The organism is Streptomyces bobili, from assembly GCF_002154575.1.
GTDB lineage: Bacteria > Actinomycetota > Actinomycetes > Streptomycetales > Streptomycetaceae > Streptomyces > Streptomyces bobili.
Window position 1 is genome coordinate 1 of the sequence record NZ_MUBA01000176.1, and the last position, 22,793, is coordinate 22,793.

At 71.6% G+C, this 22,793-nt stretch carries 24 protein-coding genes and 2 pseudogenes; 15 read left to right on the forward strand and 11 right to left on the reverse strand.

Annotation, left to right across the window (positions count from 1 at the left end; genetic code table 11):
• The 3 genes from BZL64_RS14945 to BZL64_RS14955 all read left to right on the forward strand — a co-directional run.
• A partial coding sequence (locus BZL64_RS14945; protein ID WP_107430295.1) for an IucA/IucC family protein occupies window positions 1-1,464 on the forward strand: 1,464 nt, incomplete at its 5' end.
• A 43-nt stretch (window positions 1,465-1,507) separates the two neighbouring features.
• A complete protein-coding gene (locus BZL64_RS14950; RefSeq protein WP_086769677.1) occupies window positions 1,508-2,767 on the forward strand; it encodes a VWA domain-containing protein in 1,260 nt (419 codons plus the stop codon).
• On the forward strand, window positions 2,767-3,591 hold the full coding sequence (locus tag BZL64_RS14955; protein WP_086769678.1) for a hypothetical protein: 825 nt from the start codon (window positions 2,767-2,769) through the stop codon (window positions 3,589-3,591). Before BZL64_RS14950 ends, BZL64_RS14955 begins: the two co-directional genes overlap by 1 nt.
• A 44-nt stretch (window positions 3,592-3,635) precedes the next feature.
• Here BZL64_RS14955 and BZL64_RS14960 read toward each other — a convergent pair whose 3' ends face one another.
• Window positions 3,636-4,262 (reverse strand): winged helix-turn-helix transcriptional regulator, encoded by a 627-nt coding sequence (locus BZL64_RS14960; RefSeq protein WP_086769679.1) that lies wholly within the window; start codon window positions 4,260-4,262, stop codon window positions 3,636-3,638.
• A gap of 81 nt (window positions 4,263-4,343) precedes the next feature.
• On the opposite strand from BZL64_RS14960, the gene BZL64_RS14965 reads away from it, so the two are divergent.
• Window positions 4,344-5,552 (forward strand): pyridoxal phosphate-dependent aminotransferase, encoded by a 1,209-nt coding sequence (locus tag BZL64_RS14965; protein WP_086769680.1) that lies wholly within the window; start codon window positions 4,344-4,346, stop codon window positions 5,550-5,552.
• Here BZL64_RS14965 and BZL64_RS14970 read toward each other — a convergent pair.
• On the reverse strand, window positions 5,540-6,049 hold the full coding sequence (locus tag BZL64_RS14970; protein WP_086769681.1) for an ATP-binding protein: 510 nt from the start codon (window positions 6,047-6,049) through the stop codon (window positions 5,540-5,542). The two genes, BZL64_RS14965 and BZL64_RS14970, sit on opposite strands and share 13 nt — an antisense overlap.
• Before the next feature lie 265 nt (window positions 6,050-6,314).
• Here BZL64_RS14970 and BZL64_RS14975 point away from each other — a divergent pair.
• The 5 genes and pseudogenes from BZL64_RS14975 to BZL64_RS14995 all read left to right on the forward strand — a co-directional run bounded on the left by BZL64_RS14975 (window position 6,315) and on the right by BZL64_RS14995 (window position 9,194).
• Window positions 6,315-7,071: pseudogene (locus BZL64_RS14975) on the forward strand (helix-turn-helix domain-containing protein).
• A complete protein-coding gene (locus BZL64_RS14980) occupies window positions 7,068-7,274 on the forward strand; it encodes a DUF397 domain-containing protein (RefSeq protein ID WP_341868801.1) in 207 nt (68 codons plus the stop codon). The pseudogene BZL64_RS14975 and the gene BZL64_RS14980 overlap by 4 nt, the downstream one beginning before the upstream one ends.
• A gap of 67 nt (window positions 7,275-7,341) precedes the next feature.
• Window positions 7,342-7,941, forward strand: coding sequence for a histidine phosphatase family protein (locus BZL64_RS14985; RefSeq protein WP_086769683.1), 600 nt, complete (start codon window positions 7,342-7,344; stop codon window positions 7,939-7,941).
• Window positions 7,942-8,045: 104 nt separating this feature from the next.
• Window positions 8,046-8,711, forward strand: a complete 666-nt coding sequence (locus tag BZL64_RS14990) for a hypothetical protein (protein WP_086769684.1) — start codon at window positions 8,046-8,048, stop codon at window positions 8,709-8,711.
• 60 nt (window positions 8,712-8,771) lie between these two features.
• Window positions 8,772-9,194, forward strand: coding sequence for an acyl-CoA thioesterase (locus BZL64_RS14995; RefSeq protein ID WP_086769685.1), 423 nt, complete (start codon window positions 8,772-8,774; stop codon window positions 9,192-9,194).
• A 29-nt stretch (window positions 9,195-9,223) separates the two neighbouring features.
• Here BZL64_RS14995 and BZL64_RS15000 read toward each other — a convergent pair whose 3' ends face one another.
• Window positions 9,224-9,625 carry a winged helix-turn-helix transcriptional regulator gene (locus tag BZL64_RS15000; RefSeq protein WP_086769686.1) on the reverse strand — a complete coding sequence of 134 codons (402 nt, stop codon included), beginning with the start codon at window positions 9,623-9,625 and terminating at the stop codon, window positions 9,224-9,226.
• Window positions 9,626-9,864: 239 nt separating this feature from the next.
• On the opposite strand from BZL64_RS15000, the gene BZL64_RS15005 reads away from it, so the two are divergent.
• Window positions 9,865-11,214, forward strand: coding sequence for an MFS transporter (locus tag BZL64_RS15005; RefSeq protein WP_244205344.1), 1,350 nt, complete (start codon window positions 9,865-9,867; stop codon window positions 11,212-11,214).
• A 72-nt stretch (window positions 11,215-11,286) separates the two neighbouring features.
• On the opposite strand, the gene BZL64_RS15010 is transcribed toward BZL64_RS15005, so the two are convergent.
• Window positions 11,287-12,165 (reverse strand): NAD(P)H-binding protein, encoded by an 879-nt coding sequence (locus BZL64_RS15010; RefSeq protein WP_425276047.1) that lies wholly within the window; start codon window positions 12,163-12,165, stop codon window positions 11,287-11,289.
• Between the two features lie 96 nt (window positions 12,166-12,261).
• Here BZL64_RS15010 and BZL64_RS15015 point away from each other — a divergent pair, with 96 nt between their 5' ends.
• Window positions 12,262-13,053, forward strand: coding sequence for a helix-turn-helix domain-containing protein (locus BZL64_RS15015; protein ID WP_244205343.1), 792 nt, complete (start codon window positions 12,262-12,264; stop codon window positions 13,051-13,053).
• 200 nt (window positions 13,054-13,253) lie between these two features.
• Here the strand turns inward: BZL64_RS15015 and BZL64_RS15020 are convergent, their stop codons facing one another.
• The 7 genes from BZL64_RS15020 to BZL64_RS15050 all read right to left on the reverse strand — a co-directional run bounded on the left by BZL64_RS15020 (window position 13,254) and on the right by BZL64_RS15050 (window position 19,202).
• The gene (locus tag BZL64_RS15020) at window positions 13,254-14,597 is read right to left on the reverse strand and encodes a nucleobase:cation symporter-2 family protein (RefSeq protein WP_086769688.1); all 1,344 of its coding nucleotides are present in this window, start codon (window positions 14,595-14,597) and stop codon (window positions 13,254-13,256) included.
• 310 nt (window positions 14,598-14,907) lie between these two features.
• Window positions 14,908-16,287, reverse strand: a complete 1,380-nt coding sequence (locus tag BZL64_RS15025; protein WP_086769689.1) for an 8-oxoguanine deaminase — start codon at window positions 16,285-16,287, stop codon at window positions 14,908-14,910.
• Window positions 16,288-16,454: 167 nt separating this feature from the next.
• Window positions 16,455-17,381 (reverse strand): factor-independent urate hydroxylase, encoded by a 927-nt coding sequence (pucL, locus tag BZL64_RS15030; protein ID WP_086769690.1) that lies wholly within the window; start codon window positions 17,379-17,381, stop codon window positions 16,455-16,457.
• Between the two features lie 4 nt (window positions 17,382-17,385).
• Window positions 17,386-17,796 (reverse strand): hydroxyisourate hydrolase, encoded by a 411-nt coding sequence (gene uraH / locus BZL64_RS40590; RefSeq protein WP_086769691.1) that lies wholly within the window; start codon window positions 17,794-17,796, stop codon window positions 17,386-17,388.
• Window positions 17,797-17,913: 117 nt separating this feature from the next.
• On the reverse strand, window positions 17,914-18,432 hold the full coding sequence (gene uraD / locus BZL64_RS40595) for a 2-oxo-4-hydroxy-4-carboxy-5-ureidoimidazoline decarboxylase (RefSeq protein WP_086769692.1): 519 nt from the start codon (window positions 18,430-18,432) through the stop codon (window positions 17,914-17,916).
• A 156-nt stretch (window positions 18,433-18,588) separates the two neighbouring features.
• Entirely contained in the window at window positions 18,589-18,957 is a 369-nt protein-coding gene (locus tag BZL64_RS15045) for a helix-turn-helix domain-containing protein (RefSeq protein ID WP_086769693.1), read from the reverse strand.
• Window positions 18,954-19,202, reverse strand: a complete 249-nt coding sequence (locus BZL64_RS15050) for a thiamine-binding protein (protein ID WP_086769694.1) — start codon at window positions 19,200-19,202, stop codon at window positions 18,954-18,956. Before BZL64_RS15050 ends, BZL64_RS15045 begins: the two co-directional genes overlap by 4 nt.
• A 296-nt stretch (window positions 19,203-19,498) precedes the next feature.
• Here BZL64_RS15050 and BZL64_RS15055 point away from each other — a divergent pair, with 296 nt between their 5' ends.
• The 4 genes and pseudogenes from BZL64_RS15055 to BZL64_RS41135 all read left to right on the forward strand — a co-directional run.
• On the forward strand, window positions 19,499-20,320 hold the full coding sequence (locus BZL64_RS15055) for a TIM barrel protein (protein ID WP_086769695.1): 822 nt from the start codon (window positions 19,499-19,501) through the stop codon (window positions 20,318-20,320).
• Window positions 20,321-20,614: 294 nt separating this feature from the next.
• Window positions 20,615-21,505: a 2-hydroxy-3-oxopropionate reductase gene (locus tag BZL64_RS15060; protein WP_086769696.1), complete on the forward strand. Its 891-nt coding sequence runs from the start codon at window positions 20,615-20,617 to the stop codon at window positions 21,503-21,505.
• A 582-nt stretch (window positions 21,506-22,087) separates the two neighbouring features.
• Window positions 22,088-22,333 carry a hypothetical protein gene (locus tag BZL64_RS15065; RefSeq protein WP_086769697.1) on the forward strand — a complete coding sequence of 82 codons (246 nt, stop codon included), beginning with the start codon at window positions 22,088-22,090 and terminating at the stop codon, window positions 22,331-22,333.
• A 156-nt stretch (window positions 22,334-22,489) separates the two neighbouring features.
• Window positions 22,490-22,793: pseudogene (locus BZL64_RS41135) on the forward strand (TIGR04222 domain-containing membrane protein); the annotation flags it as partial.

Genomic DNA, 22,793 nt, shown 5'->3' on the forward strand with positions numbered 1-22,793 from the left:
CGGGTCAGCACGGCCGCGCGGGCGCCGGACAGCTCGGCCGCGAACCGCGCGGCCGTGCTGACCCGTCTGTGGCGGGCCCTCGCGCACGAGCCGCTGCCGTGGGTCGTACGCCGGGTGCCCGCCCGCGACGGCCTCACGCTGCACCTCGCCGACGGCCGACGGCTGCACGGCCCGCGCGCCGACCCGTACGCGACCACCGCCTACGTCAGGGCCGTGGACCTGGCCGGGACGGCGTACGACGATCCCGCGCGGCTGGTGACGGAGCTCGCCGTGCCGTACGGCGGGGGCCTCGCCGCCGAACTTGCGCACAGCACGGCGTCGTTGGCGCTGTCCCGCGCCGGGCAGGAACCGGGGGATCCCGGCGCGAAGGAGTGGCCCGCGCACGACTGGGAGTGGGAGCAGCGGGTGGTCGACGGGCACCCGTACCACCCCAGCTGCCGTTCCCGGCCCGGCTTCTCGGTGTCCGAGCAGCTCGCGTACGGGCCGGAGCACCGGCCGCCGGCGGTGCGGCTGGGGCTGCTGCCGGTTCCGGCCGAGGAGTGCCTCGTCTCGGGCGAGTGGCCCGACGGACTGCGGGACGGGCGGCGGTTGATGATCCCGGTGCACCCGTGGCAGGCGGCGCACGTGCTGAAGCGGTCGTGCCCGGAGGGGCTCGCCGCGCATCCGCTGATGTCGCTGCGCACGCTCGCGGTGCCGGGCGGTCCGCACGTGAAGACCGCGCTGAGCGCCCGGCTGACGTCGTCGGTGCGGGACATCTCGGTGGGCTCGGTCGCCGCGTCCGCCGCGCTGTCGGCGTTCGCGGAGAGCCTGGCGGAACACACGGACGGTCTGCTCCACATGACCCGTTCGCTGGGCGCCGTCACGGCGAACTCCCCGGATCTGGCCGCCGTGTTGCGGGAGTCTCCCGCCGTGTACGCGGGTCCGGGCGAGCACGTCGTCCCGGTGGCCGCCCTCGCCACCACCGAACTGGCGGCCTCACCCGCCTGGTCGGCGGAGTTCGCGCGGCTGGCGCTGACCGTGGGGCTGCGGCTGCTGGAGCGTGGCGTGGCCCTGGAGGCGCACGGCCAGAATCTGCTGGTCGTGCTGTCGGCGTCGGGTGCGCCGCTGCGGCTGGTGTACCGCGACCTCGCCGACATCCGGGTCAGCCCGGCACGCCTGGCCCGGCACGGCGTGGCCGCGTCCGAACTCCCGGCCCGGATCCTGACCGACGACGTGACGGCGCTGCGCCGCAAACTGTTCGGCTCGCTGGTGGCGGGCGCGCTGGCGGCCACCGCCGGAAGCGGGGAGGCGCTGGGCACGGCGCTGGCGGCGGCCGTACCGCGGGTGCCGGACACGGTCGACCTGCGGGCGCTGCGCGAGGAGCCGGTGCCGGTGAAGGCGCTGACGCTGATGCGGCTCTCGCCGGGCGGGTCCGGGGACCGGTGGGCGGAGCTGCCCAACCCGTTGGTCGGTCAGGGTTTCTGATCACGTTTTGAAGCGGGACACCTCTGGTCAATAGGATCCGCCGATGATCAGAACACAACGGCTGGCGGCGGGCTTCTGCGCCCTGCTCGCCGCGCTCACGGCCGGGCTCGCGTTCCCGGCCGGGGCGGTCGCCGACGAGACCACAGCCAATGCGCCCAAGGTCAACCTGGTGCTCGACGTCAGCGGTTCCATGCGGGCGAAGGACATCGACGGCGGGTCGCGGATGGCCGCGGCCAAGCAGGCCTTCAACGAGGTGCTGGACGCCACTCCCGAGGAGGTCCGGCTCGGCATCCGCACCCTGGGGGCCAACTACCCCGGCGACGACCAGAAGACGGGCTGCAAGGACACCGCGCAGCTGTACCCGGTGGGCCCGCTTGACCGTACCGAGGCCAAGGCCGCGGTGGCCACGCTCACGCCCACCGGCTGGACCCCGATCGGCCCGGCCCTGCTGAAGGCGGCCGAGGATCTCGACGGCGGCACCGGCTCCAAGCGGATCGTGCTGATCAGCGACGGCGAGGACACCTGCGCCCCGCTCGACCCGTGCGAGGTGGCCCGCGAGATAGCGGCCAAGGGCATCGGCCTGACCATCGACACCCTCGGCCTGGTGCCGAACGTGAAGATGCGCCAGCAGCTCAGCTGCATCGCCGAGGCCACCGGCGGCACCTACACCTCGGTCGAGCACACCGAGGAACTCACCGACAAGGTCAACCAGTTGGTGGACCGCGCGGCCGACCCCGTGGTGACGCCGGTCGCCACCCAGGGCGCGGACTCCTGCGCGAAGGCGCCGACGCTGAAGTCGGGCCTGTACACCGACCGTGAGGAGTTCGGCCAGGAGCGCTGGTACCGCGTGGACCTGGATCCGGGCAAGGAGCTGCGGGCCTCGGTGAGCGTGTCGGCGGACCGGGCGATGAACCCCGACTACGGCCTGCTGGTGCGGGCGGTGACGGCGCACGGCCGGGAGATCGTGCGCGGCGAGGCGGCCGGGAACGGCCGTACCGACGTCATCTCGACCGGTCTGCGCTACCCGAAGGCGGAGAGCGACGACGACGCGCCCGCCGAGACGGTGTGCGTGCAGGTGACCAACTCCTATTCGGCGGCGGCCGGTGTGAAGACCACGCCGGGCATGCCGCTGGAGCTGACCGTGGACGTGGTCGACGGTCCTTCGCAGGCGAGCGACGTGGCCTCGTTCGGTCTGGGCCGCGGCTGGTGGCTGCTCGGCGCCCTGGTGCTGGCCGGCTTCCTCGCGGGCGTTCTGTGGGGCTGGCTGTCGCGCTGGCGTGTCGCGGTCTGGAGGACCAACTGATGCGTATCACCCGTGTACTGAGCACGACCCTGCTGGCGTTCGGCCTGGCGGCAGCTCCGGCCGCCGCCGACTCCACCCCGTCGGCGAGCCCCTCCGAGGACGGTTCGGCGCCCACGACGGCCGGCACGTCCTTCCGTACGGCGACCGAGGTCGACCAGGGGCGGACGGCGACCGCGAGCGGCTCCGCGGGCGACTACCTGTACTGGTCGTTCCCGGCCGACGCGGGCCAACGGCCCACCGTGACGGCGAAGGTGAAGCTGCCCGAGGAGCACGCGGGCCAGACCTGGCAGGTCGACGTGTACGACGGTCTGCGGCGCCGCCAGGCCTGCCAGTACGGCGCGCAGACCCGCACCGCCGCCTCCGGCACCGCCTCCCTGGAGCTGGCCTGCGTGCTGCGCACGGTCCGCGCCTGGTCGGAGCCGTGGGCCGACGACCCGCTGCCCGGCACGTACTACGTCCGCCTGACGGCTCTCGGCCTGAAGACGGCCGACCTCGGCCTGCCGGTCGGCGCCGAACTGCGCGTCGACTCCAAGGACATGGGCGGCGCCGCGGCGGTGGACGGCTCGCTCGCCGAGCCCCTGGTGCCGGGCATCGCCGTGAAGTCGTCGGCGGAGGACGAGGGCGAGGACGGAGACGGGGACGACTCGTCCGCCTCCGCCGTGCTGTCGAGCATCGAGCCGGACGACGGCTGGTCCTCCGGCTGGTGGACCGACCGCTGGGTGTGGACCGGGATCGGCGGCGTGCTGGCCGCGCTCGCCGGGATCGGCGGGTACGCCCTGACCCGCGGTCCGGGACGGCCGAGGCAGGTGCCACCGGGCGCCTGACGCCCACTGGGAAGGCCCGCACCTCGTGCGGGCCTTCCGAGCGTTCAGGCCTCCCGCAGACCCTTGGCGAGGGCTCCCTCGCCGCTCACCGCGATACGCCCCGCGCGCACGGCGTCGACGAGACTCAGCTCGCCCTGCGCCACCGCCGTACAGGTGGCGGTGTCCATGACGAGCAGGGCGTCGGGTGGGCCGGGGGCCGCTCCGTGGCCGTACACGGGCCCTTCGCCCGTGCCGACGAAGAGATGGAAGTGGCCCTCGTCCAGCCGGACTTCGACGAGTCCCTCGCCCTCCAGGGTGCGCAGCAGGGGCAGCGCGAACCAGTGCGCGCGGATCGCGTCGGTGGGCCCGCGCTCCCCCAGTTCCGCCTGCCCCCAGGCACCGAGCGCCTGGAGCACGGGCAGCAACGCGCGTCCGCGGCCGGTGAGTTCGTAGACGCTGGCCGCGCCGGGCGGCGGCAGCCGGCGCCGGGTGGCGAGTCCGTCGCGTTCCATGTCCTTCAGCCGTGAGGCGAGTACGTCCGTGCTGACGCCCGGCAGGTCGGCGTGCAGGTCGGTGTAGCGGCGCGGGCCGGCGAGCAGCTCCCGGACGATCAGCAGGGTCCAGCGGTCGCCGACGGTGTCGAGGGCGCGGGCGGCGGAACAGTACTGGTCGTAGCTTCGGCGAGGTGGCATGCGACGCAGTCTAGACATGTCGTTGGACTTTCCAAGCTCTAACTTGGTAAAACCAAGTAACACCAGATACCGGAGGGGCGCATGGAGTTCCGGCAGTCCAACAAGCTCAGCGAGGTCTGTTACGAGATCCGCGGCCCGGTGATCGAGCACGCCAACGCACTGGAGGCGGCGGGGCACAGCGTGCTGCGCCTCAACACGGGCAACCCCGCGCTCTTCGGCTTCGAGGCGCCGGAGGAGATCCTCCAGGACATGATCCGGATGCTCCCGCAGGCCCACGGCTACACGGACTCGCGCGGCGTCCTCTCGGCCCGCCGGGCGGTCGCCCAGCGCTACCAGGAACGGGGCCTGGAGGTCGACGTCGACGACGTCTGGCTCGGCAACGGCGTATCGGAGCTGGTCTCCATGGCCGTACAGGCGCTGATCGAGGACGGCGACGAGATCCTCATCCCGGCCCCCGACTTCCCGCTGTGGACGGCCGTCACCACCCTCGCGGGCGGCAAGGCGGTCCACTACCTCTGCGACGAGCAGGCCGACTGGTACCCGGACCTGGACGACATGGCGTCCAAGATCACCGACCGCACCAAGGCCGTCCTCATCATCAACCCGAACAACCCCACCGGCGCGGTCTACCCCAGGGAGATCATCGAGGGCATCCTCGACCTGGCCCGCCGGCACGGCCTGATGGTCTTCGCCGACGAGATCTACGACCAGATCCTCTACGACGACGCCGTGCACCACTCGGCCGCGGCGCTCGCCCCCGACCTGGTCGTCCTCACCTTCTGCGGCCTCTCCAAGACGTACCGGGTAGCCGGTTTCCGCTCGGGCTGGCTGGTGGTGACCGGTCCCCGGCAGCACGCGCGGGACTACCTGGAGGGCCTCACCATGCTGGCCTCCATGCGCCTGTGCGCCAACGCGCCCGCCCAGTACGCCATCCAGGCCGCGCTGGGAGGCCGCCAGTCCATCCGCGAACTGACCGTGCCGGGCGGCAGACTGCGCGACCAGCGCGACATCGCCTGGGAGAAGCTCAACGAGATTCCCGGCGTCTCCTGCGTGAAGCCCAAGGGCGCGCTGTACGCCTTCCCGCGCATCGACCCCAAGGTCCATCCCATCCACGACGACGAGAAGTTCGTCCTGGACCTGCTGCTGCGCGAGAAGATCCAGGTCGTCCAGGGAACCGGTTTCAACTGGCCGACCCCCGACCACTTCCGCATCCTCACCCTCCCCCACGCGGAGGACCTGGAGGCGGCGATCGGCCGGATCGGACGCTTCCTGAGCGGTTACCGGCAGTAGGCGCCGAGGCCGACCTCGCACCACACCGTCTTGGTGTACGGGTCCCCGCCCGTCGTCCCCCAGTGGGTGGACAGCGCCTCGACGAGGAGGAGGCCCCGGCCGGACTCGGCGTCGGGCGCGGGCGGCCGGAGCGATCCGGCCGCCGGTGGGCGGTCGCCGGGGCGGGCGTCGGTCACCTCGATACGGAGCGTGTCCGGACGGCGCATGTCTGAACGCCGTGTGGCGTCGGCCGGGTACAGCGTCAGGCGGAGCCGGAAGTCGCGGCCCCGCTCCCGGCCGTGCCGTACCGCGTTCGCCGCGAGTTCGCCCACGAGCAGCGCGGCCGTGCCGTTCGCATCGGTGGCGTACGGCCAGCCCCACGTGTCGAGTTGCTCGGCGGCCAGGTGACGGGCGAGGCGGGCGCCGCTCGGGGTCGCGGAGAGGCGGATGGTGAAGTGGCGGGTGGGGGCGGTGTGTTCGGCGTCCGCCGGAGCCGGGTGGGCAATCTCGGAGTTCATGTCACTCAGCGTGGTCGAACGACTCTAATCTGAGGAGCACCATCGGCGGTACGCGTCGTCACTGTCCGGTCGTTGTCCGGGGATGTCCGGGCGCCGCCGCGTTACGTGCCGCCTCGGTGCGGGGTTGAGGACGAACGGCACGAGGAGGTGTCCGAGGGTGGGCGCGACGGAACAGGGACCGCAGCAGTTCGGCGACGGGGAAGAGCCGCAGAGCGACGACGAGGAGTCGACGGCGGTACTGCGGACCGTCGGCAAGGTCATCAAGATGTGCCGGGAACGCCAGGGGATGACCCAGGCCGAACTGGGCGCGGCGATCCGGTACAGCGAGGAGCAGGTGTCCTCCGTGGAGCGGGGACGGCGGGCCCCGAAGCCGGCGTTCCTGGAGGCGGCGGACAAGGTACTGGAGGCCGGTGGACTGATCGCCGGGTTACAGAAGGACGTGGAGGAGGCCCGGTACCCGAAGAAGGTGCGGGACCTGGCCAAGCTGGAGGCGAAGGCGGTCGAGCTGTGCGCCTACATCAACACCGTCATCCACGGGCTACTTCAGACTCCCGAGTACTCACGCGCGCTGTACGGGATGCGGCGCCCATTGTTCACCGAGGACGAGTTGGAGCGCCTCGTCGCCGCCCGGCTGTCACGCCAGAGAATCTTTACCGCGCACCCCGCTCCCATCTTCAGTTTCGTCCTGGAAGAGGTGACGCTGCGTCGCCCGCTCGGGGGCAGAATGGTGATGCGCAAGCAACTCGAACACCTGTTGCAGATCGGTCAGCTGCGGAACGTTGAAATCCAGGTGATGCCCACGGACCGGGAGGACCACGCCGGTCTCGCCGGGTCGCTCCGGCTGATGAAGCTGAAGGAGGGCGACACCGTGGGACACAACGAGGTTCAGTTGACGAGTCGCCTGATCTCAAATCCGCAGGAGATCCAGGTCCTTGAGATCCGCTATGGGATCATCCGGGCGCAGGCCCTCACCCCCCCGTGAGTCGCTGGCCTTCATCGAGAAAGTGCTGGGAGAGACATGATGCCCAACCCCACGCCGGGGAACGGACCCGAGCTGGAGTGGTTCAAGAGCAGTTACAGCACGAACGACGGCCCGGATTGCGTGGAAGTCGCCTTCACCCGCGAAGCCGTCCGCATACGGGACTCCAAGAACCACCGAAGCCCCCACCTCGCCTTCGCCCCGTCGGAGTGGGCCGCGTTCGTCTCGTACGCCGCGGATCACTGACGTACGTACGACAGACCGGTGCCCCGCGCTGCGGGGTGCCGGTGCACGCCTGTGCGACTCTTGCGGCATGGGTGATCTTTTCCTGGTGCGGCACGGCGAGACCGCATGGTCGCGCACCGGCCGGCACACCGGACTGACGGACGTCCCGCTCACCGAGCACGGCCGGGAGGAGGCGCGTCAGTTGGTGCCCCTCATCCGGTCGCATCGGATCGGTGCCGCGTTCTCCAGTCCGCTCCAGCGGGCGCGGGAGACGGCGGAGCTGATCGGGCTGCACGAGGTGCGGGCCGACGCGGACCTCAAGGAGTGGGACTACGGCGGGTACGAGGGCGTCACGACCGTCGAGATCCACCGGGAGCGGCCGGACTGGTTCCTGTTCACGGACGGTGTCGCGCCGGGCCCGCCGGAGCATCCCGGGGAGACGCCGGAGCAGGTCGGGGAACGGGCCGACCGGATGCTGGCGAAGGTGGACGCGGCGCACGCCAACACGGAGGGGTGCGTGGTGCTGGTCGCGCACGGGCACTTCCTGCGCGTGCTCACGGCGCGAAGGCTCGGTCTGCCGCCGTCGGCGGGGGCCCTGTTCCAGTTGGCGACCGGGGCACTGTGCCGGCTGGGCACGGAGCACGGTCGGCATGTGATCGCGGGCTGGAACATCAGGCCGGGAGCCTGAGGGGGCAGGTGGGAGGGGGTCTGCGGTCGGGCCGGATTGTCAGTGGCTGGTCGTAACCTTCGTAGCGGTGGGACAGCCGTACCGTCGCCCGGAGGGAGCAGGCCGTGACACGACCGCCGACCGCCGCCCAGCGGCGTGTGATCGACGCCGCCGATCCCGTCACCGGGCGGCTGCGGGGCACGGATGCGCAGCTCGCCGCGCTGGTGGGGCGAGGGCTCGCGTTCCGGCACCCGAGGCCGCCGCACGACCACTTCCTCACCCCGGCCGGACACCGGATTCGGGAGGCGGAGCCCGAGGCCGAGCCCGCCGCCGTGGTCGATGCCCCGCGCGCGGAGACCGGCGTGTTCACGGCGCGGGTCGGCGGGGAGGAGGATCCGCCGGACGGCGGGCCGTCGCGGGTGCGGGAGGTGCACAGCGCCTGGCAGGGGCTGCTGGAGCTGCGCCGCATGACCAACCCGGACGGGGCGGTGGACCGGCCGTGCGGGTGGGAGCGTACGCATCTGGTGCAGGCCGCCGCGCTCGCCCTGGAGGCGGCCGGGCACCCGCCCGCCGGCGCGGACGCCGGCAGACCGGGCGGCGGCGGGACCGACGCCGTTGGCTACCTGGTGCGCGCCAGCCCTCAGCCGGACGCGATCGCCGTACAGGGTCCGGACGAGGAGACGTTGCGGGCCTGCGCGGCGACGCTGGAGAAGGCGGGCTGGCACGCGAGCGAGCACACCGATCCCCGGAGCAGAACCCGCTATCTGCTGGCTTCCCCGCGCCGCGTGTGAGGGCGTGCCAAGATCGGTGGACAGGGCACCGACCGTGCTCGGCGACGAAAAGGGGAAGCCGTGAGCGAGCCGTTTTCCGTGCGGGTCACCGTGCGCGGATACGAGACCGACGTGCAGGGCCATCTCAACCAGAGCGTGTACATCAACTACGCGGAGCACGCGCGCTGGTCACTGCTCCAGGCCGCGGGCATCACCCAGGCCGGGCTGATCGGCCGGGGCATCGGACCGGTCGCCCTGGAGACGACCATCCGCTACAGGCGCGAACTGCTCGCGGGCGACGAGGTCGACGTCACGTGCGTCTTCGCATGGGGTGGCGGCAAGACGTTCCGCATCGAGCAGATCATCCGCAGGACCGACGGCACGGTCGCGGCCGAACTGTCCGCGGTCGGCGGCCTGCTGAACCTGGAGACACGGCGGATGGTCGCCGACCCCGCACACCACTTCAAGGAACTGGCCACCGACCCGAGCCTGTTCGGACTCTGACCCCCGGGGGCATCTCTGCCCCGGCAGCCCTACGCGTCGGTCAGCTCCCGGTCGTGCTCGGAGTCGTAGGCCGCGCGGGACTCGGCGATGAAGACCCTGTTGCGTTCGGCCCAGCCGGTCAGGCGCAGCAGGGTCTCGTGCAACTCAAGGGCCACCGGCGTCAGTTCGTACTCCACCTTCGGCGGCACCGTCGGGTGCACCGTACGCGTGACGAGCCCGTCGCGCTCCAGATTGCGCAGCGTGAGCGTCAGCATCCGGCGGCTGATGCCCTCGATGCCGCGCTCCAGTTCGGTGAAACGGATCGGGCCGTGCGCTGCCGCGACGAGGATCTGCACACTCCATTTGCCCGAGACCCTGTCAAGAACCTCCCGCACCGGGCACGCGTGCGCGTTCACCACCTGCGGGGTAACACCGGTGTTCCTCTGGGACATCCGACTGCCTCCTTACGACTCCCCCCAGGGTCACTCACGATGGGCTCCGTTACAAGTCGTGCACCAAGGGCACGCATCGTTCCTACGGAGACAGCGGAGGCCCCCAGACCATGTCCACCAAGGTCGGCTCACCGAACCGGACACCGGACCAGGCACCGGACCTGGCTTCGAACCGGATGTCACACCCCCGGACCTACTCCCGCTGGGCGTCGCTCGTCGTCCTGTGCGCCGGAACGCTGATGACGATCCTGGACGGCAACATCGTTACCGTGGCGATGCCCGCCATCCAGGGCGACCTCGGCTTCAGCGCTCCGGGCCTGGCCTGGGTCGTCAACGCCTACCTGATCCCCTTCGGCGGTCTCCTCCTGCTGGCCGGACGGCTCGGCGACCTGGTGGGGCGCAAGCGGATGTTCACGGCGGGCCTCGCGGTGTTCACGGCGGCGTCCGTGCTGTGCGGGGTGGCCACCGGACAGAGCGTGCTCATCGCGGCCCGTGCGCTGCAAGGCGTGGGCGGGGCGATGACCTCGGCCGTCGTCCTCGGCATGCTGGTGTCCCTGTTCCCCGAACCTCGCGAACAGGCCCGCGCCATCGCGGTGTTCAGCGCCGTCGGCGCGGCGGGCGGCGCGCTCGGCACCTTCCTCGGCGGGGCGCTCACCCAACTCCTCAGCTGGCACTGGATCTTCCTCATCAACCTGCCGATCGGCGTGCTCGCCTGGTTCGCCGCCCTGCGCATCCTCGCCCCCGACCGCGGCGCCGGCCTCGGCAAGGGCGCCGACTACCCCGGTTCCGCCCTGGTGACCGGCGCCCTCATGCTCACCGTGTACGTCATCGTCGGCGCCGGCGACCGAGACGCCACCGCCACTGCCCTTCTGGCCCTGCTCGCCGCCGCCCTGTTCGCCGGCTTCATCCTGCGCCAGGCCCGCACCGCCCGCCCCCTGCTCCGCCTTCGGCTGTTCGGCTCCCGGCTCCTCAGCGGCGCGAACGCCGTCCAGATCCTGATGATCGCCACGATGTACGGCTTCCAGTTCATCGGCGCCCTGTACCTGCAACGCGTCCTCGGCTACGGCGAGTTGGCCACCGGTACGGCCTTCCTTCCGGCGCCGGTCGCGATCGGCCTGCTGATGCTCGGCCTGTCCGCCCGCACGATCGCCCGCTACGGCGCGTACCGCGTGCTGCTGGCCGGCCTGGTCCTGATCACCGCGGGCATGGCGCTGCTGAGCCGCGCCCCGGCCGACGGCTCGTACGCGGCGGACGTACTCCCGCCGATACTGCTGCTCGCGGCCGGTTTCGCCGCCGCGATGCCCGCGCTGACCGGCCTCGCGATGTCGGGGACACGGGAGGAGGACACCGGACTGGCCTCCGGCCTCTTCAACACCACGCAGGTGGTGGGCGGTTCGCTGGGCCTGGCCGTGATGACCACCCTGGCGGCCCAGCACACCGACACCCTCCTCGCCACGGGCACCACCCCCCTCCCGGCCACGGCCGAGGGCTACCAACTGGCCTTCCGGGTGGCGACGCTGATCGCGACAGCGGCCTTGATACTGGCGGCGGCGGTGTTGCGGACACCACGGGTGCGGGACGCGGGCTGACCCCCGGCCGGTCGCTGCCGGACCCGCCGTGAGCGGCCGGGCCAACCTTGATCTGGCCCTCCGGCCGGCCCGTCACGCGGCCTCGAACGCCCCCCGGTGCGCCACCGCCCACTCCCCGTAGGTCCGCGCCGCGCGCCCCAGCAACTCGGGCACGTCCTCGGTGACGACGGCGTTGCCGCCCGCGCGCGCGAAGGCGGTACCGGCCAGCATCCCCTGCACCTGCGCCTCCTCCAGCCCCCAGGCCAGGAGGAGTTCGCGTGTCCCGTCGGGTGTGAGGTCGCGGGTCGTGACCGGGCGGCCGAGTACGTCCGCGAGCACGGCGGCCTGTCCGGGCGCACTGATCGTCTCCGGCCCGGTGAGGGTGTACGTCCGCCCGGCGAGCCCCCCGTCCAGCAGGGTCAGCGCCGCGACCTCGGCCACGTCACGCGGGTCGATCACGCCCTGTGCGCCGTCGCCGGTCATGTTCGGCACCGGCAGACCCGACCGGACGGGCTCCGCCCAGCTCAGCGTGTTCGAGGCGAAGGCCGAGGGCCGCAGGACGGCCCACTCGGCGCCACTGTCACGCACCGCCCGCTCCCCCGGCAGGTGCCACGTACCGGAGGGGCCCACGGCAGGGTCGCCGGTCGCGATCGCGGAAAGCTTCACCAGCCGTCCCACGCCCGCCGCCACGGCCGCCTCGACCAGGGCCTCGTCGGACCGGTGGCCGCCGCCAGGGCCGGTGCCGGGGCCGGGGACGCCCACCAGGAACGCGGCCGTCACGCCGGTCATCGCCGCTTCCAGGGAGGCGGGTTCGCCGTAGTGGCCCCGCGCCACCTCCACGCCCGCGGGGAGAGCCATGGCCCTGGCCTTCGCCGGGTCGCGGACGAGGGCGCGCACCTTCTCTCCGCGCGCCGCGAGCCGCCGTACGAGTTCACTGCCGATGGTGCCCGTGGCACCGGTCACGAGGATCATGGCTCTCACGTTGGCGGGCCGGGGCAACGGGTTACTAGGAATTTCCGGCACGCTTCGACAGGCCCGCGAGGCCGCCGGTGCGCCTACGGTGAAGGGGTGACCAACGCCCTCGCCGAGCAGTCGCTGACCGTCCCCGAGCGGGCGCGCCCCTGGATCTCCGGCATCGAGTCGATGCGTGTCACGGGCCCGCTGCCCGACTCCTTCACCCATGCCCCGGACACGGCGGCCCGGTTGGTCGTGCGCGTCGAGGCCGACGGGCGGCGCGACACCCTGGTCGTCGGGCCGCGCACCCGCGCCACGTACCACACGGACGCCGACCGGCGGGTGACGTCCTGCACGCGGCTGCGGCTGGGACCGGGTGCGGCACGCCCGCTGCTGGGCGTCGCCGCGGTCGATCTGGTGGGCCGCGCGGTGCCGTTGCGCGAACTGCCCACGCGCACGGCCCGCCGACTGGCACGTGAGCTGGCGGCGCTGGACGAGGAGGAGTTCACCGCCCGCCTCGCGGAGCTGCTCCCGCCTCCGGCCGACACCTCCCGCAGCCGTTTGCTGCGAGCCGCCACCGCGGCCCTGTCGACCCACCGCGACCGCACAGCCGCCGCCGTCCAGGACGTCGCTCGCGACCTCTCGGTCAGCGAACGCCAGTTGCGCAACCTGTTCGCGGAAGGAGTGGGCCTCTCCCCCAAGCACTACGCCCGCATCGACCGCGTACGGCACGTCCTGGCCCACGCGGCGGGCGCCCGGTGGGCCGAACTCGCCGCCGCAACCGGTTACTACGACCAGTCCCACATGACGGCCGACTTCCGCACCCTGATGGGCGTGCCACCGAAGGCGTACTTCACGGGACGGCTGCCGAGGGCCACGCCGTGCGAGGCTCCCGCACCGCGCTGAACCGTACGGAGGCGGGGCTGACGGCGAGCCCCCGCCGGGCGTGCGGTGCTGTTGGCGAATCCGCTTCACGGAAGCTGATGGGCAGATACAGGCCAGCGATCTGCCGGTTCTACGGCGTGTCTCTGGCCCGGATCTGCCAATTGCTCGGCTTGAAGGGATTCGCCTGTCGTCCGCCGAGCTGTCGTGGGGCTTCGCTCATCTCATGGCGTGGCAGGGGCCCGCGTCGCCCCGGTGATCTCCTCGCCCGCCTCCATCGGGTGCGTCACGTCCTGGGCGTCGACGGTCCTGCCGAGGTGGTTGAAGACGAGGTTGAGCAGGACGGCCGCCACGCAGCCCGTGGAGATGCCCGAGTCCAGGACGATCCGTGCCGTCTCCGGGAAAGCGTGGTAGAAACCCGGCGCGGTGATCGGGATGATGCCGACGGCGAGGGATACGGCGACGATCAGCACGTTGTTGTCCTTCTCCAGGCCGGCCCGGACGAGGGTCTGGATACCGCTTGCCGCGACAGAGCCGAACAGCACCACGCCCGCCCCGCCGAGCACCGGGCGCGGTACGACGGCGATGAGTGAGGCGGCCATCGGGCACAGGCCCATCAGGACGAGGAAGGCGCCGCCGGTGGCGACGACGTACCGGCTGCGGATCCGGGTCATCGCGACCAGGCCGATGTTCTGGGCGAAGGCGCTGCACATGAAGCCGTTGAAGACGGGGCTGAGCGCCGAGCCGAGGGTGTCGGCCCGCAAGCCCGCCGCGATCGTCTTCTCGTCCGCCGGACGGTCGACGATCTCACCCAGCGCGAGCATGTCGGCGGTCGATTCGGTCATCGACACGACCATCACCACGCACATCGACAGGATCGCCGCGAGCTGGAACTGCGGGGCGCCGAAGTGGAAGGGGGTGGGGAAGCCGACCACGTCCGCGGCGGCGACCGGCCCGAAGTCGGTGACGCCGAACGGGATCGCGACGAGCGTTCCGGCGACCAGGCCGAGCAGCACGGCGATCTGCTTGACGAAGCCCCGGGTGAAGCGGCGCAGAAGCAGGACCAGCAGCAGGGTGACGCCCGCGAGGGTCAGGTTCGTCGCCGAGCCGTAGTCGTCGCCGGCCGGGTTCGGGCCCTGCGCCCAGCCGAAGGCGACCGGCAGCAGCGAGACACCGATGAGGGTGATCACGGTGCCGGTGACGACCGGCGGGAAGAAGCGGACCGCCTTGCAGAAGACGGGGGCCGCGAGGAAGCCGAGGAGTCCCGCCACGATCACCGCGCCGAAGATGACGGGCAGCGCGTCGGACCTGTCCTCGGTGGAGGCGACGATCGCCGTCATGGGGGCGACACCGGCGAAGGTGACGCCGTTGACGAACGGCAGGCGGGCGCCGATCTTCCAGATGCCCAGTGTCTGCAGGAAGGTGGCGAGGCCCGCGGTGAACAGGCAGGCGCCGGTGAGGAAGGTGAGTTCGGTGGCGCTCAGACCTATGGCGGCACCGACGATCAGCGGCGGGGCGACGACTCCGGCGTACATGGCGGCAACATGCTGGAGACCGCTTGTCGCCATTTTCAGGGCGGGGAGTTTCTCGTCCACGGGGTGGACGGGCGGGGCGGCTGGTTCGGCTATCGCGGCGGGTGGTTGAGCGGACACGGCGGCTCTCCTCCGGTCGGTTACACGGCAGCTCTGGCGTGGGTTTCATGGAGGTGGTGCACGGTCGTGCGGGACCGGGGAAACGGTGGGAAACGGCGTGGTGACCGTTCCGGGGCGCGCGCGTTCGCACGCACCCCGGTCACGGCCGCCGTGGACCCTTGCGGGTCCAGGGCCACCGGCCGGGAGCCGTCCCTCCCGGCCGGAGTCTCTACGGGTCAGCCCCGGGTCATCCCTGTGCGGCGATCCGCGCCAGGCGCCGGGCCTCTTCGCGGGTCGCGCGGGCGATCGCGTCCTCGTCGGCGGTGAGCAGCCGGCCGTCCTCGACGATCTGACGGCCGTTCACGAAGGAGGCGGTGACCGGGGCCGCCGCGCCCAGGACCAGCGCGGTCACCGGGTCGGCGATGGAGGCGTGGGCGAGGGTGTCCATCCTCCACAGCACCAGGTCGGCCAGCTTGCCCGGCTCCAGCGAGCCGATCTGGCTCGCCCGGCCGAGGACCCGGGCGCCGCCGAACGTGCCCAGGCGCAGCGCCTGACGGGCGTTCAGGGCGGCCTCGCGGTGGACGCCGAGGCGGTTGATCAGGAGGGCGTTGCGCAGTTCGGTGTGGAGTTCGCCGGACTCGTTGGACGCCGTGCCGTCGACGCCGAGGCCGACCGGGACACCGGCCGCCAGCATGTCGGGGACGCGGGCGATGCCCGCCGCGAGCCGGGCGTTGGACGACGGGCAGTGCGCGACACCGGTCTTCGTACGGGCGAACGCGGCGATGTCGGAGTCGTTCATGTGGACGCAGTGCGCCATCCACACGTCCTCGCCGAGCCAGCCCGTGGACTCGAAGTAGTCGGTCGGGCCCATACCGAACAGCTCGTGGCAGAACTTCTCCTCCTCGACGGTCTCCGAGCCGTGCGTGTGCAGCCGTACGCCGAGACGGCGGGCCAACTCGGCGCCCTGGCGCAGCAGTTCGGTGCTGACGGAGAAGGGCGAGCAGGGGGCGACGGCGACCTGGGTCATCGCGTCGAAGGAGGCGTCGTGGTGCTGCCGTACGGTCTCCTCGGTGGCGGCGAGGGCGCCTTCCAGGGTCTCGACGGCGAAGTCCGGGGGCAGGCCGCCGTCCTTCTCGCTGCGGTCCATGGAGCCACGGGCCAGGGTGAAGCGCACGCCCATGTCCCGTGCGGCACCGATGATCGCGCCGGACAGGTCGCCGGAACCGTGCGGGAAGACGTAGTGGTGGTCCATGGCGGTGGTGACACCGCCGCGGGCCATCATCGCCAGCGAGCCCTGCGCGGCGGCCCGGACCATCGGCTCGTCGATGTGGGCCCAGGTGGGGTAGAGCGCGACCAGCCAGTCGAACAGGTTGTGGTCCGTGGCCAGCCCGCGGGTGATCCACTGGTAGAAGTGGTGGTGGGTGTTGACCAGACCGGGAGTGACCAGGTGGCCGGTGGCGTCGATGCGGCGGGCGACGTTCTCCAGACCCGCCGGGGCCGGGCCCGCGCCGACCGACTCGATGCGGTTGCCGGCGATCACGACGTAACCGCTTGCGTGCTCGGTGTCGTGGGCGTCGACGGTCGCGATCGCACAGTTCTCGATGACGATGCGCCGGTCTGCTGCCATGGTTCGTCCTTTGCGGTGAGAGGGAGAGGGCACGGCAGGACCCCGGAAGATTTGAGTGCCGTGACCGGGGCGGGAAGGGAAGGGGCGCAGTAGCCGCTGCCCCTTCCGTTCCCGCTTTGCCCGGTCACGGGTGCCGCGATGGAACGGACGCGTGGGGAACGGATACGTCAGAGGTTGCTGAGGTCCACCGGGATGCGGGCCTCGCAGCCGTCCCGCAGGACGGTCCCCTCGATCAGGCCGTAGGGCCGGTCTGCGGCGAGGTACACCTCGTTGTCGTTCTTCAGCCCGAACGGCCCCAAATCCACGAGGAAGTGGTGCTTGTTCGGGAGGGAGAAGCGGACCTCGTCGATCTCGTCGCGGTGGTCGATGATCCGCGACCCCATCTGGAACAGCGTCTGCTGGAGCGAGAGGGAGTACGTCTCCGCGAAAGCCTGGAGGAGGTGTTTCCTCGTCTGCTCGTAGGACTCCTCCCAGTCCGGCATCTCCCGCCCGTCGTCCGTCCAGTTGAACCGCCAGCGGGCGGACACCTGGGTGGCGAGGATGCGGTCGTAGGCCTCGGGGAGCGTCGTGTACTTGTCCTTGACGTAACCCCAGAACTCGGAGTCCGTCGAGTTCATCACGACCAGGTCCTTCAGGCCGGAGACGACCTCCCAGGACTCGCCGTCGTAGGTGATCTGGGTGAGCCGGGTCTCCTGGCCCTGACGGACGAAGGAGTGCTTCGGCTGTTGATCGGAGCCGGTCTCCTTCGCGCCGGCGCCGGAGGTCTCGATCCGTTCCCAGGCGTACTCCTCGATGCGGATGCGGGCCCGGTGGATGGGCTCCTGCGAGGTGACGAAGTGGCGGGCGAGGTGGATGCCGAACTGCTCGGCGGACTCGATGCCGTACTCCTTGGCGAACGCGTACACCGTGTTCTTCGTGGTGTCGGTCGGCAGCACGTTGGCGTTCGAGCCCGAGTAGTGGACCTCGTCCATGTCGCCGCTCAGCGACACCGAGACGTTGAGATCCTTGATGTGGTGGGTGGCGCCGTCCCGCGTGATCTTGACGACTCGGTTCTCGGCCTTGCCGTACTGGTTCTGTCCCAGAAAGGTGGGCATCTAGCTAGCTCCCTCGGTAAACGGAGTAGCCGAACGGGTTGAGCAGCAGCGGCACGTGGTAGTGCTCGCCCGGCACGACGGCGAACGTGATCGCCACCTCCGGGAAGAACACGCCAGGACCGCTGTCCCGATTCGCGGGGGCGTCCTGCTGCGCATCGGCTTGTTTCTTCGCGGTCTTCTCGAGGTACGGCTCGACGGCGAAGTCGAGCCGTACGTGTGTGGTTCCCTCCGGCAGGGCCGGCAGGTCCTTGCACCGGCCGTCCGCGTCGGTCGCGGAACCGCCGAGCGCCCGCCAGTCCGCTTCCCGGCCCGCGCGGGCCGAGAGGTCGACGGCGACGCCCTCGGCGGGGCGGCCGACGCTGGTGTCCAGGATGTGGGTCGACACGGAGGCGGTGGTGCCGGTGCTGGTGCTCATGGTCGGGGGCGTCCTCTTCGGTCGGCTCGGTCGGCTCGGTCGGCTCGGTCGGCTCTCGGTCGGCTCGTCGTCCTCAGCCGTCCTCGGTCACCCGGTGGACGGCCGAACGAGCCCGGCTCATCCGTCCACACCGTTTTCGACGAGTCGGGCCAGGCGGATACGGTTGATCTTGCCCAGCTCGGTGCGGACGATCTCCCTTTCCTGTTCCGGCGCGTTCGCGAGCCGTTCCCGTACGGCGTCGCGCATCTCCTCGCCGGTGCGGCCGGTGGCGCAGATCAGGAAGACGTGACCGAACTTCTCCTGGTAGGCCAGGTTGAGTTCGAGCATCTGCGCCTTGAGTTCCCCGGAGGCGCCGGCCATGCCGCGCTGCTCGCGGGCGGAGGTCGGGTCGCCGGGCTGGGGACGGCCGATGGGCGGGTGCCCGGCCATCGCCTCGTCCAGGTCCGCGGCGGTCAGTTCCGCCATGGCGGCGTCAGCGGCGGCGTACAGGTCGTCGGCGGTGGCGTACGGGCGGGCCGCGAGCAGGTGCTTCGCCCAGGTGGTGGAGGCGCAGGCCTCATGGAGTACGGCGAGGGCCGCGGACTCTTCGAGGGCGTTGAACCGGGCCAGTCCCGGGGGCGGGGAAGTCGACGTCACGGGAGCCTCCGTGGCCGAGAACGGCCTTCGTGCTGATCGGACTGCGGCTAGCTAACGCCTACCCGCGACAACCAGTCAACACTTTGTTGAAAATTCCGGGTAACGAAACCCGGAGCCCCGAAACCCGGAGCCCCCCGCGGGGCCACAGCCGACCGCTCAGCTCCCCTTCTCGCGGTTGAGGTAGTTGTAGACGGTGAAACGGCTTACCCCGAGTGCGCCCGCCACCGTCTCCACGCCGTGCCGCACGGAGAACGCGCCGCGCGCCTCCAGTATCCGTACGACCTCCTGCTTGGCCTTGCGGTCCAGATCGGCGAGGGGCTTGCCCTTCTTGCGTTCCATCGCGGCCAGGATGTGGTCGAGGGAGTCGGCGAGCTGCGGCAGCCGTACGGCGAGGGCGTCGGCGCCCTCCCAGGCCAGCACGACGTCGTCGGGACCGGCCTCGTCCGGCGGGACCAGCTCCCCACCCATGGCGTCGACCAGCGGTTTCACTGCGGCGATGAAGGACTCGCGCCCGGACCCTGTCATTCGCCCTCCCCGAGGACGTTGACCTGGAGGGAGATCCGGGTGGCTCCGGCTTCCAGGGTCTTGCGGAGCAGGGCGTCGACCGCGCCCAGCACGGCGTCGGCGTGACCCTCCACAGTGTTGCCGAACGGGCCCACGTCGACGGCGTCCAGGTCGGCGGCCTCGACGACCTCGCGGGCGACCAGCGCATGCGCGGGTGCCTCGTCGAGATCGAAGGGCTCGGTGGTGAACTCAACCCTCAGTCGCATCGCGCCCCATACCTCTCTGACCTGCCTGACCTGCGCCTTTGCCCCCCGCCCTCACCAAGGAGGGCGCTCCGGGAGGACCCGCCGACGCACGAACGGACCATCGGGGCGGCTCCCGGACCCCGACCTTAACCGACCGGCGGGTCGGTCAGGGGGGCGCCGGGGCCCCGTCTCCGCCGCACCTCTTGACAAGCCGTGACCCCCGACGGCAATCTTCCAATAGGCAGAAACCAACTTCCACAATACGGAATTCATGGCCGGTGTGTGGAAGCCGTCCACGGAAGGGAGCGCCGGACCTCATGGGATTCGCAGAGCAGCGCTTCAACGTCAACCTGTCGATCCTCTTCACGGAACTCCCGCTCCTGGAGCGCCCCGCGGCCGCCGCCGCGGCCGGCTTCACCGCGGTCGAACTGTGGTGGCCCTGGACCGACACCCCCACCCCCCGGCAGCGCGAACTCGACGCGCTGAGGACGGCGATCGAGGACGCGGGCGTCCGGCTCACCGGCCTGAACTTCTACGCCGGCCAGTTGCCCGGCCCCGACCGCGGCGCTCTGTCGGTCCCGGGCGAGGAGTCGCGGAGGTTCCGCGCCAACATCGACGTGGCCGCCGGCTTCGCGCAGTCCCTCGGCTGTACGGCGCTCAACGCGCTCTACGGCAACCGCGTGGACGGCGTGGACCCGGCCGAACAGGACGCGCTCGCCCTGGAGAACCTGGCGCTCGCGGCGCGGGCCGCCGACAGGATCGGCGCGATCCTGCTGATCGAGGCGCTGAACCGGCCCGAGTCACCGAAGTACCCCCTGGTGTCGGCTCCGGCCGCCGTCGGCATCGTCGACAAGGTCAACGCGGCGACCGGTCTCGGAAACGCCCGGTTCCTGATGGACCTCTACCACCTGTCGATGAACGGCGAGGACCTCCCCTCGGTGATCGACCGGTACGCGTCCAGGACCGGCCACGTGCAGATCGCCGACAATCCGGGCCGCGGCGCGCCGGGCACCGGCTCACTGCCCCTGGAGGACCTGCTGGACCGGCTCGGCAAGGCCGGCTACGAGGGCTGGGTGGGCCTGGAGTACAAGCCGGGCGACCGTCCGAGCGCGGCGGCCTTCGACTGGCTGCCCCGGTAGCACCGGCAGGCCCCGGGTCCCAGGGCCTCTCGTTTGGATCAGGCCGGGCTCGCGGGCCCTGGCACCACACCTCGCCGCGTTGTCGTCATTCTCCCCCGCTCTCGGCTTCGCTCGAGCGGGAGGGGCCCCCACGGGCTCCGCCCTGACTCCCTCCTCCGCCTTGCGATGCTCCCCCACTGCCCGAAAGGCGTGGGAGGTGCCCCCAGCACCAGACCCCGCTCCCTCATCCGGCCTGACCCAAACGAAAGACCCTCGCCGCCCGCCGAACATCCCCGTACCGAGAGGCACCCCATCATGAGCAACCTCCCCAAGATCGCCTGGATCGGCCTCGGCATCATGGGCTCCCCCATGTCCGAGAACCTGATCAAGGCGGGTTACGAGGTAACCGGATACACCCTTGAGCGGGAGAAGCTGGACCGGCTGACCGCCGCCGGCGGACGCTCGGCCGGCTCGATCGCCGAGGCCGTCCGTGACGCCGAAATCGTGATCACCATGGTCCCGGCGTCCCCGCAGGTCGAGGCCATCGCGTACGGCCCCGACGGCATCCTGGAGAACGCGCGCCCCGGCACTCTGCTGATCGACATGTCCTCCATCACCCCGCAGACCTCCATCGACCTGGCGAGGGCGGCGAAGGACAAGGGCATCCGTGTCCTGGACGCGCCGGTGTCCGGCGGTGAGGCAGGAGCGGTCGAGGCGGTGCTGTCCATCATGGCCGGCGGCGAGCAGGCCGACTTCGACCGGGCCGAGCCGGTCTTCGAGGCGCTCGGCAGGACGATCGTGCTGTGCGGGCCGCACGGCTCGGGCCAGACGGTGAAGGCCGCGAACCAGCTGATCGTCGCGGTGAACATCCAGGCGTGCGCCGAGGCCGTGGTCTTCCTGGAGAAGTCGGGCGTGGACCTGAAGGCCGCGCTGGACGTCCTCAACGGCGGACTGGCCGGATCGACCGTGCTGACGCGGAAGAGGGACAACTTCCTGAACCGCGACTTCGCGCCGGGCTTCCGCATCGACCTGCACCACAAGGACATGGGCATCGTCACGGACGCCGCCCGCACCGTCGGCGCGGCCCTGCCGGTCGGCGCCGTGGTCGCGCAACTGGTCGCGAGCCTGCGCGCGCAGGGCGACGGCGGCCTCGACCACTCGGCGCTGCTGCGCGCCGTGGAACGGCTTTCCGGCGCCCGGCTGTAACCCCCTTCCCAGACTTCCGGGCGGCGCCGCCGCTGACATCTGTCCTGTCGCGCCCAGGCGACGGCGCCGCCCGGAATCCAGTCCCTTCCCCGCGCGATCCCGTACAGGACACGCGCGTGGAGACATCGGTCCGCGCCCGAGCGAGGACCGAACCCCCGGCTCGCGCCCCCGACCTGACGCAGCGTCATGGTTCAGGGCGCGGCCCGTCCGCGCCGGCGATCCGGATGAGGGGTGATCGCGGTGCGGAGCGGGCGAGGGGACAGGAGCCGCGGCGGCGTGCGAGCCAGTGCGGTGGTGAAGGAAACGTGGCGCTCCTCTCGACCTGAGGGAGGACGTCCCGGCTCCGTCGCATCCGTCGCGGCCCCTGTCCCTTCCGATCGATCCTCCGGACCCTCCCCGCGCTCCCCCGCGAGACCGTGACCCGGTCGCGCCGGGGAGCGCGACGCGTTACGCGGGCGGCGGGGAGCGAGGGTGGCGGGTGTGCGCAGACGGGCCGGCGACGGCCCCGCCCGGCCCAGCCGGCCGTACCCCTCGGCCCGCTCCCGGCGTGCGGACGGGCCGTGCCCGCAGGAATCTGAGGGCATGGGCAATCCGACGCAGCACCCGCACATCGTGGTCCACCCGCCGGCCCTGGACGGCTCCCGCAGGGTCACCTCGGGCGACGCCACCCTGGGGATCGCGACGCACCTCGACGATGTCGTCGAGATCCTCCGCCTCGCCGACCTGGACCGTGTCGAGGTCGAGGAGAGCGATCTCATCGAATGGCAGGGCGGCGGCCCCGACGACTGGCCGGGACTGTCGGAGCATCACGATCAGCACAAGGCGTAGGCCGGGGTACGAGCGAGGCGTAGGCCGGCTACGACAACCTCAAATCAACCTCTGAACATGGCTCAAGGGGCTTCAACAGCGGCCGGGGGTGGGCACATTGTGGTCACGCGGGGCCCGCCGGCACGGGGGCGGCGGGTCCCGCTCCAGGGGGTCGCCATGAGCACAGGCACATCGATCCGGCTCCGGCCGTACGAGGTCGCGCTGCTGCGGGGCGGACCCCGCGCCGCCGTCACGGTGGCCGTGGTCGCGCTGCATCTGCGGGGCGACGTCGAGGCGGGCCGGCCCGGCAGACTGCGGACCTCGGAAGCGTCCTCCGAGGCTGCCGGGCAGGCCCCGCCTCCCCAGACCTCCCCGCCTTCCCAGGCTTCCCCGGCTCCTGCCTCCTCCCCGGCTTCTCTGCCGCCGCTCGCCGAGGCGGTCCGCGCGGCGCTCGCCCGGCCCGCCGGGCTGCCCCAGGTGC